The sequence below is a fragment of the Shewanella sp. SM73 genome (genome assembly GCF_025653795.1).
Lineage (GTDB): Bacteria > Pseudomonadota > Gammaproteobacteria > Enterobacterales > Shewanellaceae > Shewanella > Shewanella oncorhynchi.
On record NZ_JAKKRY010000004.1, the window covers coordinates 355,580 to 368,471 of the forward strand.

Annotated in this window: 10 protein-coding genes and 1 other RNA gene; 3 read left to right on the forward strand and 8 right to left on the reverse strand. The window is 44.3% G+C overall.

What is annotated here, in order from left to right:
* Nucleotides 1–60: 60 nt before the first annotated feature.
* The 4 genes from L5M51_RS08695 to L5M51_RS08710 all read right to left on the reverse strand — a co-directional run bounded on the left by L5M51_RS08695 (nucleotide 61) and on the right by L5M51_RS08710 (nucleotide 5,020).
* Nucleotides 61–1,830 carry a monovalent cation:proton antiporter-2 (CPA2) family protein gene (locus tag L5M51_RS08695; protein ID WP_105249794.1) on the reverse strand — a complete coding sequence of 590 codons (1,770 nt, stop codon included), beginning with the start codon at nucleotides 1,828–1,830 and terminating at the stop codon, nucleotides 61–63.
* A gap of 330 nt (nucleotides 1,831–2,160) precedes the next feature.
* A complete protein-coding gene (locus tag L5M51_RS08700) occupies nucleotides 2,161–3,894 on the reverse strand; it encodes a GGDEF domain-containing protein (RefSeq protein ID WP_263172371.1) in 1,734 nt (577 codons plus the stop codon).
* A gap of 63 nt (nucleotides 3,895–3,957) precedes the next feature.
* Nucleotides 3,958–4,170, reverse strand: coding sequence for a hypothetical protein (locus L5M51_RS08705; RefSeq protein WP_173246043.1), 213 nt, complete (start codon nucleotides 4,168–4,170; stop codon nucleotides 3,958–3,960).
* Between the two features lie 58 nt (nucleotides 4,171–4,228).
* Nucleotides 4,229–5,020 (reverse strand): SAM-dependent methyltransferase, encoded by a 792-nt coding sequence (locus tag L5M51_RS08710; protein ID WP_173246046.1) that lies wholly within the window; start codon nucleotides 5,018–5,020, stop codon nucleotides 4,229–4,231.
* A 428-nt stretch (nucleotides 5,021–5,448) separates the two neighbouring features.
* On the opposite strand from L5M51_RS08710, the gene L5M51_RS08715 reads away from it, so the two are divergent.
* On the forward strand, nucleotides 5,449–5,940 hold the full coding sequence (locus L5M51_RS08715; RefSeq protein ID WP_028760727.1) for an outer membrane protein assembly factor BamE: 492 nt from the start codon (nucleotides 5,449–5,451) through the stop codon (nucleotides 5,938–5,940).
* An 89-nt stretch (nucleotides 5,941–6,029) separates the two neighbouring features.
* Here the strand turns inward: L5M51_RS08715 and L5M51_RS08720 are convergent, their stop codons facing one another.
* Together L5M51_RS08720 and L5M51_RS08725 are read right to left on the reverse strand one after the other, a co-directional pair.
* Nucleotides 6,030–6,362, reverse strand: coding sequence for an RnfH family protein (locus tag L5M51_RS08720; protein WP_263145130.1), 333 nt, complete (start codon nucleotides 6,360–6,362; stop codon nucleotides 6,030–6,032).
* On the reverse strand, nucleotides 6,352–6,789 hold the full coding sequence (locus tag L5M51_RS08725; protein WP_028760728.1) for a type II toxin-antitoxin system RatA family toxin: 438 nt from the start codon (nucleotides 6,787–6,789) through the stop codon (nucleotides 6,352–6,354). Before L5M51_RS08725 ends, L5M51_RS08720 begins: the two co-directional genes overlap by 11 nt.
* Nucleotides 6,790–7,067: 278 nt before the next feature.
* On the opposite strand from L5M51_RS08725, the gene smpB reads away from it, so the two are divergent.
* Both smpB and ssrA read left to right on the forward strand, forming a co-directional pair.
* A complete protein-coding gene (gene smpB / locus L5M51_RS08730) occupies nucleotides 7,068–7,559 on the forward strand; it encodes an SsrA-binding protein SmpB (RefSeq protein WP_006080832.1) in 492 nt (163 codons plus the stop codon).
* Between the two features lie 71 nt (nucleotides 7,560–7,630).
* Nucleotides 7,631–7,986: a transfer-messenger RNA gene (gene ssrA / locus L5M51_RS08735) on the forward strand.
* 182 nt (nucleotides 7,987–8,168) lie between these two features.
* Here the strand turns inward: ssrA and L5M51_RS08740 are convergent.
* Nucleotides 8,169–9,407, reverse strand: coding sequence for a DEAD/DEAH box helicase (locus L5M51_RS08740; protein WP_173246050.1), 1,239 nt, complete (start codon nucleotides 9,405–9,407; stop codon nucleotides 8,169–8,171).
* Nucleotides 9,408–9,506: 99 nt separating this feature from the next.
* The gene (locus L5M51_RS08745) at nucleotides 9,507–12,227 is read right to left on the reverse strand and encodes a putative bifunctional diguanylate cyclase/phosphodiesterase (RefSeq protein ID WP_263145134.1); all 2,721 of its coding nucleotides are present in this window, start codon (nucleotides 12,225–12,227) and stop codon (nucleotides 9,507–9,509) included.
* Nucleotides 12,228–12,892: the final 665 nt, after the last annotated feature.

Sequence of the window (12,892 nt, forward strand, 5' to 3'; positions counted from 1 at the left end):
AAACCAATAAAAAAGAGAGCATTTATGCTCTCTTTTTATATCCAAATCAGAGTGACAACATTAGCTCACATTCTCCCTATCGCCACGCATGAGGGATTCCAACTCTGCCTTACCCTTATTCGATAAATTGATTAACGTCGCTAAATCATTCTGATGAGCCGCACTCGCAATCACCAGTTTCTTATCATGTTCAGCAAAGATTTTTACCCGCTCGTTGGCTTGTACCTGCGATAAACCTAGGCCTTGGAGAATCTTCTCACTGGCCGATAGCGCCGAACCAAAGGTCTCACGAAACACATCCGTCACCCCAAGGCTCATCAAACGATAAGCATGGTTACGGTCCCTCGCCCGCGCGACTATGTTGATATGGGGAAAATGCGTTTTCACTTGCTGAGCAATTTCAATGGAATCCTCAACACTGTCCACGGCAAGCAATAGTAATCTAGACCGAGCAATCCCCGCCGACATCAACATGTCTAAGCGTCTGGCATCACCAAAATACACTTCACCACCGTATTTACGAATAACATCCACATGACTCGCATCCTTATCCAATGCGACAAAAGGGATACCTGATGAGGCCAAAATACGCCCCGTGATCTGGCCTACTCGACCAAATCCAGCAATCACCACTTCAGATTCGGTGACATTAATCGTATCTGGCAGACGAGTATCCACCACTTTGGCTTTAGTTGCTCGGAACAAAGTAAATAATAGAGGCGTTACTGCCATAGACAAACCAATAGCAAGCACAAGGACTTGCGCAATTTTATCGCCGACAATACCAGATAGCTGCGCCTGAGATAACAGCACAAAGGCAAATTCGCCCCCTTCAGCAAGGATCAACCCTAGTGCAATACTAGGCCGCCATTTGTGGTGCCGAATGCGCCCCAACACCATCAGCACAAAGGTTTTAATCAGCAACATAGCCATTAAAATGCCCAGAATAAGTAACGGATCAGATATCAATAATTTCAAATCCATACTCATACCGACAGCCATGAAAAACAGCCCAAGCAATAAGCCTTTAAAAGGTTCTATGTCAGTTTCGAGCTGGTGCCGATAACTTGAGTTAGCGAGCATAATACCCGCCAAAAATGCCCCCATGCCCGCAGAAAGTCCCAACCACTCCATTAACTCAGCGCTACCCATGACCAGCAATAATGCAAAAGCGGTGAGCACTTCACGCACCCCACTGCTTGCCACTAGTTTAAGGAATTTAGGCAGTAAATATTTTCCCACTAACACAAAACCAACGAGCGCAAGACACGTCCAGTACCAAGGCACCGCATGATGTTCAATCTGAGCAGAATTGGGCGCCAAATATGCTGTCAGCAACAACATAGGGATAACCGCAAGATCTTGCATTAACAAGACCCCAAAAGCATCACGTCCAAGTGGGGTTGTGAGCAACCTATGCTCACTCATTAACTGCACGGCAAAGGCTGTCGATGATAAAGATAGCGCGGCGCCAACCACTAAAGCCGCCTCAATAGACAAGCCAAAGCCCCAAGCCAAACCTCCAATCGCAGCCCATGACAACAACAGCTGACCACTGCCTAAACCAAAGATAGCACTGCGAAGTTCCCATAATTTACTTGGATTCAATTCGAGTCCAAGTACAAACAGCATAAGTACCACACCTAACTCGGCAAAATGCAACACGGCTGCAGGATCAGAAACCAACGCCATACCACCTGGGCCTAAAATAATCCCTGCGGCCAAATAGGAAAGAATAGGACCCGCGCCAAAACGTTTACCCAAGGGAACAAAAATAACCGCCGCCAATAAAAATAGCAGCACCGACGTGAGTAAACTCGACTGTTCCATGAAGGCTCCAACGGAAAAAGGAATGCGCATTGTTCTATGTAAGGACCCAGCAATAGCTAGGCAATTATCAGCTATGATATCCCATTTATTTATTAACAAGGTCAAGGCAATTCATTAAAAATGAGAAATTTTGATACGAAAAACACTTAAGCGTAGAGGAAATCAACTGGAGCAACAAAGCAGAGTAAAGGAGCGCTTAGAGACACCTTAGACTGTTATCGCATTTTAGTGAGTGGCTGCAAAATAAAAAGTGAGCAATAAACTAAAGAAGGATAAAACCAGGAAGGGCTTGCCAACTCTGGATGAGACTAAATGCTCACTCGACTTGCATTACACAGAGGGCGATGCGATATGACGCCGTAAATCAGTTGCCTGCTTGTCACATTTTAATATGTCAGAATAGCGTACTACGGTGTTGCGGCCATTGGCCTTAGCGGCATAGAGCGCCATGTCGGCTCGGTGAAATAATGGATCCAAACTCAGATCATCAGCCATTAAACCGCTCACGCCAAAACTCGCCGTTATGACGAACTTATGCCCTGAATGTTGGGTATCAATGGCCTCGATACGAGCTCGACATTGCTCCGCCACTTCCATGCCTTTCTCTTCATCGGCATAGGGTAATAAAATTGCAAACTCCTCACCGCCGATACGAGCAAAAACATCACCATTTCGGATATGGGATTTAAGGGAGTCAACCACCTTTTTAAGCGCCCAATCGCCAGTTCCATGACCAAAAGAATCGTTGATGCGTTTGAAGAAATCTAAATCGAATAAAATGACACAGAAATCCCCGCTACGCGCCGTGGCTTGCACAAAAAGGTTTTCTCCCAACTCTTGCCCTGCACCACGATTCAATATGCCTGTTAAGGCATCCATTCTCGCCATACGCATAAACTTACGTTTCTGCATCTGACCTACGGCTAACAAAATTCCAAGGAAGAACAGCCCACCCATTAGAATAGTGATAAACATCAGCATATTGGTGTATTCCCGCTCTTTTACCATTTGCTGAGCGATGTAAAGTTCACGCTCTTTATTGAGTAAATTGATTTCACGCGACTGTTCATCAGCATTAAACTTAGCCGCCTGATAAGCGAGGGTTTTCATTCTAGATTGGTCAAAAATCAATTGATTATAATATTGTTCTTTTCTTGTGTATTCATAGGCTTGCTCAAATTGTTTATCCGCCGCCATCAGTTCGGCAAATACCTTATATGTAATATGCTTATGTTCGATGTAGCTATTATCATCGGGGAATGAAAGCACTTTAACGGCGTGACTTTTCGCTTGAACCTGCTCACCCATGGCAAAGTAATTCTCGGCAAGTAGTGCATGTACATGGCTGATTTCTAACTGAAATTGAAAAGCTTCATACCCTTTTAAAGCTAATAGCAGAATCGATCTCGCGCCTAAAAAATCGCCCCGCTCCTGCAAAACCATAGCTTTGCCTTTTATCGACATAGTCGCCAGAAGGGGGAATTGCTTCGTATCACAGTATTGACGGCTATCTTCGAAGGCATCGAAGGCGTCGGGATTTTTCACGCCGAGTAAATAAATAGCGCGCAACAATTTGGCATGACAAATATCGCGGACATCGGTTTCCTTTGCGAGTTGTAGCACCTTATTGGCATAAAGGCCCATATCGCTATAAGCATCCATTTCGGAATAAATATTGGCAATTCTTAAATATGAGTGCCGTTTAATCGTGACATCATCAATATTCACCACTAGGGCTAATGCTTGAGCAACTGCAGCCAAGGCTTTGTCATAGTCACGTATCCCTATATATACAGTGGCTTTGTAACTATAAACTGACGCTAATAAATCAGTATTTGTCACTAAGGTTTCAGCTTGGTGAAGATCATCTAACGCTTTAGTATATTCACCGATGAAAAAATAACCTATCGCTCTATCTATCCTCAGTCGCCCTTGTTGTATTGTAGTTAAACGACTGAATTCTTTCTCATATTCGGCAAGCTTTTTCTGCGCAGCACTAAGATCAGATTGCAGTAATACATCAAGCTCATTGAGTGCCTGATCAAAATCGAGAGAGTTAGCCATCAAAGCTGTCGAACACAAGGCGAAGATGGCTAATAGGGCACAACGTAACCGTTTCAAGATTAGTTAATTATTACCATGATTGACTAAAATAAATGTTTGATAATTTTGGTCGCCACTCAAAACTTTTAGTTTTGTCATATCCCCTGTCATTACAGCGCTAATTTCTTCATCAGTTAACCCATGGGCACGCATAACGGACTCAGGGTCCTGTTGATACGCTTCCATCAGTTGTGCATCTTGGCCTAACTGGGTAAAAAAATCCGATAATGCAGACATACCTTTCCTTATTTATATGATGACTCCCGAATTCAGCTCAGAAGTACAGCACTCACAATTAGCCTAAATCTTCAAGTCTAATGCTTAATTTAGTTAAAATAGCATAGTTGTATTCGAGTTTTTTTGCTGGCGGGATCAGTAAAGTACTGTTCGGAGACAAGTTTGCCTCGGGTAGCTTACTCAACGGCAAATACTCAATTCTAGGGGCTTGAACTGGCAGATTAGCAGCTTCGTAGATCACCACTTGATGATCTCGCGGATACCATTGATTCAGTTGTTCAACCAAAATCTGCAGCCTGTCACTCGTAGTATGGAACTGAGTTAAGGTATGTTCACCAGCAATCGCAATTTGCCATAACAATAAATGGGTTGTCGGATCGGGCACATGATTAAAAAACATAAACTGGCTAGCTTCAAAGCTTTGATGCCCAGAGCTACCGGGGTCAATACCCAGATCAGCCCATAAACACGCCTCGGCAGAAATCCCCGGCTCCATCTTCGCTGAAAACCCTTCTGCCCTCGCCCGCGTAATCGCCATATGGGAAACACAGGCAAAGACTCCAGGATGACCATAGAGTGCACAAACGGTTTTTTTGCCAGCCCTCACCGCCTCCAATATAGAATTAACCATTTGTTCATAGGTTTCTCGGCGATTTTTAACTTCACCATTTTGTGCATAAAACGGCTGTAAATTAATGACATTGGGATTAATGTTCTGGATCCAACGCTGCGAAAAACCATCGGGCAAGAGTGAAAACACGACATCAGCGTGCTCAATATAACTACGACTCATCACACTGATCTGTCCGGCCAGTTGTAAACCCGTACCTACGCAAACTAAAGAACCCAATGCATCTATCCCACTATTTTATTTCTAACACTGCAAACTCACGGCAAAAAGCCACAGTACAAGAACACAATAAAAACATATCGGTAACTTTAATCTGATTTTAACGAGATTACTATGTTTATCGCCACACATACTGTCTATCGACTTACTAACTAATTGCTTGGCTTTAAAGAAGAAATCGCTCACATTTACTCTTTTCCCAATCCAGCCAACAGTAAACCTGTACGGCTCTGAAGCCGAAAATCATACTCATAGCCCCATATGACTTTAGCGAATAAATATCCTTAAAGATTGAGAACTAAAGCCAACATACTGGGTCGAAAAGTCACACAATTCGATCTATGACGGTAGCAAAGCCCGATTGCCCTTGTCATGAGGGGGAATGCTTGGGTATTATGGCCGCCAGATTTTCAGAAGTAGCGCATACAATGATCAATAAAAAGCAAAGTCTTACCCTACTGGGCGCTGTGGCGCTCTCTGTTTCGCTCAGTGCCTGTAGCGTGTTCGATTGGTTGATTTATAAGCCCGACATTCCACAGGGCAACTACATGGAACCGCAACAAGTTGAAAAGTTGCGCATTGACATGACCAAGGAACAAGCCGAATACATTCTCGGCCGTCCGGTATTACGAGATAGTTTTGCTGACGATACTTGGTACTATGTGTATCACTACAAGAGTGGGCGTGATGCCAGCATTACGCATAAAGAACTCATACTGCACTTTACGGGCGATAAACTTACCTCAGTAAAAGGCGACTATGAACTGAGTAAAGAATTTAGTACGCCGCTAGAGCAAAGCAGCTTACCAACAGGTAATAAAACTGAGCTAGTACCACAAATTCCAGCACAGCGCGCCGATGAAAAGCCATTAGTTAAAGAAAATCAAGCTGAAGCGCAAGTTCAAAAACCAATTAAGTAATATCCTAAACTTTGCTAATGCTCTTCTCAGTCAATCAAATACAAAAAAGCGCCCAAGGGCGCTTTTTTATTGAGCAATGATGTCAGTATTTAAGCCCGTCCGCCCGTCACTTTATTCGCGCGGCCTTCATCTTTAGCTTTATCTGCTCGGCGACGACGCACATCCTTAGGATCAGCAATCAAAGGACGATAAATCTCAACCCTTTGCCCCGGTAAAATCACTTGGTCATGCTTAATCACATTACTAAACACACCGAGCTTAACCGTGTCTAAATCGATCTCAGGAAAAAAGCTTACAATGTTACTTAAACGCACAACCTCAATCGCTGACGTGCCGGGATTCACATTCACCGAAATCACTTTTTGCTGTGTAGGCAAGGCATAAACCACATCAACTACAAACTTATCTGTCTCATTTGTCACTGTAAATCACCTTAGCGCGACTCGTAAATGCCGTCACCATTGATACCATAAGATCATTAAACACTTTACCAAAGGCCATATCGGCTAACGAACTTGAAAACTCAAAACTCAGCTCGAATTCTACCTTGCAGGCCTCTTCAGTCAGCTCAGTAAAACGCCACTGCCCCAATAAATGCTTAAAGGGCCCATTTTCCAATGTTAAATCAATACTCTTACCAGGAACCACTTGGTTGCGAGTCGTAAATGTCTTACGGATCCCCGCTTTACTCACATCAACAGATGCCAACATAGTCTTGCCATCAAATTCTAAGACTTTGCCACCCACACAACCGGGTAAAAATTCCTTATACGACTCGACATCATTCACTAAGTCATACATTTGCATCGCACTAAAACGGACTAACACACTTCGAGAAATTTGCGGCATAGGACTTAGTACTCTTCACTAACGTATTCACAGCGACCTAAGCAAACTCAAACGCACGAAAATAACGCACGTGCAATAAACAACTTAGGCAAGCAATCAAAATTTGCACGGATTTTATCACGATACGTAAAAAACGCACCCCTTGTGCACTTAAGCTGATACTCAACCCCTTAATGGCGTTCAAAAAACAAGCAACAACACGATAGAGGCTTGAAATTAACTAAATAAAACCTTATATCAATACCAAATTGAATCACCGTGCGTATAATGGCGCCACTATGGTAAAGAAAAATTCAAGCAAAGCCGCGCCTGCGACTATCGCACGTAATAAGCGCGCAACCTTCGAATACCGTTTCGAAGAGAAAATGGAAGCCGGCCTATCCCTTATGGGATGGGAAGTGAAATCTATCCGTATGGGTAAGGTCAACTTGTCCGACTGTTACGTATTCCTGAAAAATGGCGAAGCCTTTATGCATGGCTGCACCATTATTCCCTTGAATACGGCATCGACACACGTTGTCTGCGATCCCCTACGTTTGAAAAAACTGCTACTCAGCCGTAAAGAGCTAGATAAACTAGCGGGCTTAGTTGAGCGCCAAGGCTACTCTATTATTCCTATCTCAATGTACTGGCGTAAAGGTGCATGGGTGAAAGTGGAAATTGGCCTAGGTAAAGGTAAGAAAGATCACGATAAGCGCGAAGATACTAAAGCGCGTGAATGGGAAGTTGAAAAAGCCCGCGTGATGAAAAAAGAAAAAACGCACGGATAATGAACAAACGATTGAACTTGAAGCAAATGATGCTAGGTGATCATAGTGCTACGGGTTACAATCAAATTCTTGGGGGCGATTCTGGATTCGACAGGATTCACGAAACCCTGGGAGCATGCCGAGGGGCGGTTGGCCTCGTAAAAAGCCGCACAGTTATAGTTGCAAACGACGATAACTACGCTCTAGCAGCTTAGGCTAGCTAGCCATCTGACACAGGTCTCTCAAATGGGCGGTGTATACAGATGGTCATCTTACATTTGATAGCGAGGGAACTCCGTCCGGGGGTGAACCGCGAAATAGTACCGGACTCGCCCGATGAAATCCTGTCTTTCGGAGTTTATTCGGGTTAATTAAAAGAGAGACTAAGCATGTAGTGCCTTGGATGTAGGTGTTCTGGACGCGGGTTCAAGTCCCGCCGCCTCCACCAATTTTACCAGAAGGGCTTAACCGTAAGGTTAAGCCCTTTTTGTTTGAACTTTCATGCGATTACTTATTTCGAGCTATCGATTCAAATGCGGCGGCGGGAACTGAACTGGCATCAATAAATGAATCATGTCACTTGATCTAATCTCTATTAGATTCAGCCATTCAGACGCCGCACCTAAAAACCTACCTTTTCCCCTTTCCACCCAAAGCCCGTTTCTTCGCTCTTTGCTTCTGAGCCGCTTTGCCGTTACGTCTAGGTTCAGTATCCATCTTATTAAAGTCGGGTTCGAAGCCTAGTAACCATTGTTGTGGTAGACGCTTGTCGAGCACAACTTCAACTTCTTCCAATAATAGGGCGTCCTCTTGACTAAAGAGGGTGATGGCAAGCCCTGCACTACCCGCTCGACCTGTGCGACCAATACGATGAATATAATCTTCGGCAATAAAGGGTAGCTCAAAGTTGATCACATATTTTAGCTCGACGATATCTAAGCCTCTGGCGGCGACATCCGTTGCCACTAGCACTTGAATCTTACCTTGTTTAAATTCCTGCAAAACTTTCTCGCGCGCGCCTTGGGACAAGTCACCGTGAAACGCCTGAGTAATAATATCGGCTTTATTGAGCTGCTGAACCAGTTTATCGACACCTTGCTTGGTGCGGTTAAAAATCAGCACTTGATGCCAGTTTTTACTGCGTACCAGATGGCTGACGAGTTCGGTTTTACGGTCGGCGTCGACGGCATAAACCACTTGTTCAATTTCGGCAGCGGTCGTGTTGCGCTTGGCAACTTCAATCAACTTGGGATCGCGCAGTAAAGCTTTACTTAAGCTGAAGATAGCGGCATCTAAAGTGGCAGAAAATAACAGGGTTTGTCTGTCACTCGGTACTTGCTTGAGCACGGCTTGAATTTCATCCATAAACCCCATGTCGAGCATACGGTCAGCTTCATCGAAAACAAGCACACTCAATTGCTTAAGATTTAATGCACCTTGCCTAAGGTGGTCAAGTAAGCGGCCCGGTGTTGCGATTAACACATCAATCCCTGCATTAAACACGGCAACCTGCGCATCGATACTCACGCCGCCGTAGGCGATGCCGATACGAATATCAGTCCCTTTAGCGTACTTAACAAAACTCTGCTGCACCTGCACAGCCAGCTCACGTGTAGGCACTAAGACTAATGCGCGTATGGGTCTCACAGCCGTTAACTCTTGCGTAGGGCTGAGTGTCATCAAATGATGCAAGATAGGCAAGGCGAACGCAGCGGTTTTGCCTGTACCCGTTTGGGCGCCAGCCATAACATCACGTTTAGCTAAGATGGCAGGGATCGCTTCTAACTGGATAGGCGTTGGCGATTCATAGCCAAGAGCCGCTAAGGTATTCACTAACGTGGAGTTTAAGGGTAAGGCACTAAAAGACATTGCGGTTAACCACTGAAAATAATGGCCAGAATTTTAGCAGACACAACCCTAAGCGACTAGCGACATAGCGTTAGTCCTATTGTTATATGCAAACTTGTTTTACGATAAAAATGCGTCGAGATCTGCAGCTAGTTGCGGACGACTAAAAAGATAACCTTGGGCTTGATCGCACTGGTTTTGTTGCAGAAAATCAGCTTGCTCTTTAGTTTCAACCCCTTCGGCGATAATTTCCAGCTTCAACGCATGTCCAAGCGCAATCACAGCCTTAGCGATAGCGGTATTGTTGGTATCGAAGGGAATGTCCCGCACAAAAGATTGATCAATTTTCAATTTATGAATAGGCAGTTTTTTCAAATAGTTGAGCGATGAATAGCCAGTACCAAAATCATCAACCGATAATTCGATACCCAGATCGCCAAGTCGCTTTAAGTCACGGATAGCAAGATCAGGATTCTGCATCATCACACTTTCGGTCACTTCAAGCTCTAAATGCTTTGCGGGCAAACCCGTTTCAGCTAAGACACGTTTCACATCATCCACAAAGGAACTGCGCTGTAACTGTTGTCCTGCCACGTTCACGGCAATGCGGCCAAAGTGTTTGCCTTCACTAAGCCAGCGCATTCCCTGACGGCAAGCAGTTTCTAACACCCATAAGCCAATTTCATGGATAAGACCTATTTTTTCTGCCACAGGAATAAATATCGCGGGCGAAATCAAACCCAGTTGAGGATCGTGCCAACGCAGTAATGCTTCAAATCCCACGGTTTGTCGAGTCACTAAATCAAGTTTTGGCTGGTACATTAAGTACAAGGCATTTTGCTCAATCGCGCCATAGAGGGCACTTTGCAGCTTAAGATGCTCAAAAGACTGTTGAGTTAAGGACTCTGTATAAAAAGCATAATTATTGCGGCCATCATTTTTGGCGCGATACATGGCCGCATCGGCGTTACGCAGTAAAGTGTCCGCATCGGTTCCATCATTTGGATACAAAGAAACGCCCATACTCGCCGTTAAACGTAAGTGGTCGCCCGTGCTCACAATAAAAGGTTGCTCAAACACTTGGCGCAATTGATTTATGGCAACTGCGGCATCGGCACTATTGTCGATCCCTGAAATCAATGCCACAAACTCATCGCCACCAATCCGTGATAACACATCCTGATCGCCTACTTGGCTGCGTAAACGCTTGGCAAGCTCGACCAACATTTCATCGCCTATACTGTGGCCAAAACTGTCGTTGATATGCTTGAACAGATCGACATCAATCATCACAGTCGCTAATTGCAAATTCAGCCGCTTAGCTTGTCGCACTTCTTGCTTAAGCTGCATCATGAACTTCATGCGATTGGGCAAATGCGTTAGCGGGTCAAAATACGCTAAGTGCGTGAGTTGCGCTTCATTCTCTTTCTGGGCTGAAATATCGGCAAACACAGCGACAAAATAACGCACATCTCCAACGTCATCATAAATAGTGCTTATGGTGATATTTTGCGGAAAAATCGTGCCGTTCTTGCGCCGATTCCAAATTTCGCCATTCCATTTACCTTGAGTAAACAAGGTATTCCAGAGTTTATCGAAAAAATCTTTATCATGCCGACCCGAACTAAAAATCCGAGGATTCTGGCCGAGTAACTCTTCCCTCACATAACCTGTGATCTCAAAAAATGCACCGTTAACGTCGGTAATATTGCCATGCCGATCGGTCACAACGACACCTTCAACCGAGTTTTTAAACACATTGGTCGCCAGTGTCAGCTGTTCTTCAACTGCTTTATGCTTGGAGATGTTGCGAGTCATACCGATAACGCCCACGAGCTCCCCCTTGGCATTGAGTGTTGGGAGTTTTAGCGTTTCTAACCAAAGATGATTTTTAGCTTCACTGCCATCTAAACACTCAGCGACAATGATAGGCGTACCAGACTCGATAGCGAGCCTATCACCCTCTAGAAAAATCTCTGCAATATCAGCACCAAAGAGTTCAACATCGGATTTACCAACAATCTCACTGCGGGGCATTTCCCACGCATTCTCAACACTACGATTGCAAAGAGTGTAAATGCCTGCGGCATTTTTTATCCAAATATGTTCGTCAAAACTATCGATAAAAGTTTGTAAATCGACCGTATCGACACGACTCGGTGAACCTCGGCTTAATGTTTCAGCCGCATTATGTTGGCTCAATATCTCGCCTAACTGGTGTTGAATGCTATCGCTGATAAGCTTAGCGAGTTGTAGCGTTTTTGAATCTACGCCGTGAGCCTTGTTATGATAGAAGCATAAAAAGCCAAAATTAGCCCCAGATGGCCAAGCGAGAGACAAACAAATCACGCTGCCGATTGCGCTACAAGTGTGCCAATCTGAGTGCTGCAGAGTATCCATAATTAACAGAGGCTCACGTACCTGCTCAGTTAGCTGTGATACAGATAATGCAGCCGTGATTTGATGACTGCCTAATCGCGGCAATGCTGAAATCGGCTCGCTCAAGCTGTACAACTTAGCATTGCTTAGCGGGGAAATAGTAGGTTTATCAATTATATCAAAGGGATTAGGAACGATTTCAGATGGTGTGACCATTGACGGCATCGCAACGGACTGGCTTATAGCAGGCTGGGGGTTAGCCAAATGATTGCCACTTAGGTGGCTGAGTATTGCCTGTATTTCACTTTCAGCCGCAGAGTCTGAACTTAACATGCTGCTAAGTTCACCCGCAGCATTCCATGCTAATAACATTGCTTTACTGCTTGATATCTCAGCGACTAAATTTAAGTCACTCAACCAGTTATCCAGCTGTTGCTGCGTAATAGGTACATCTATCATCATCTTGCCAACTCAGATCTCGTTACTGCTCAATCGGCCTATGGCGAGAATACCGTAAGACCTTAAACACATGCCCAATATTGCTACAGAGGGAAAACGTTAACCAAGCAGTAAAATCTCATAAAATTTTACGTTTAACATCAAATCAATACATCTCAATTGGCACTAAGGTTGGATCTAAAACTTACTCCATCATATCCACCTTTTAGGGTGGTAGAGGTCAAACCATCAAAATTCACACTAACTTACTCACACCCAGCAGACTGCTTGCACGGGTAAATCCAACTAACATTGCATTTGCTACTTTAGCACAAAATTTTAGTGTCAGTATCGCGATAAGTTTATTGAGTAACAATTAGTTAGACTTAATCAATTAAGTCTTCCCCCGATAATTCAGCACTTTCTTAGCGAGAGAAAACCATATATGGACCCATCCGGTTTGCAAGACATTCGATATCAATTTTGAGAAGAGTTCATTGCACCCATATATTCGGCCTGTTATTGAGGGATTCCTCTGGCCCTGATGGATATTTGCTTCTACTGTCCTTATCATCCCTGCGGCTTCATCAGAGCCTATGTTTTCGTAAGGTTTTTAGTAGATCAGTCTGACTGTCTCATCATCAAATCAAGTGTCTTAGCAACTTGCTGGTTGGTTAATCGTTAACATA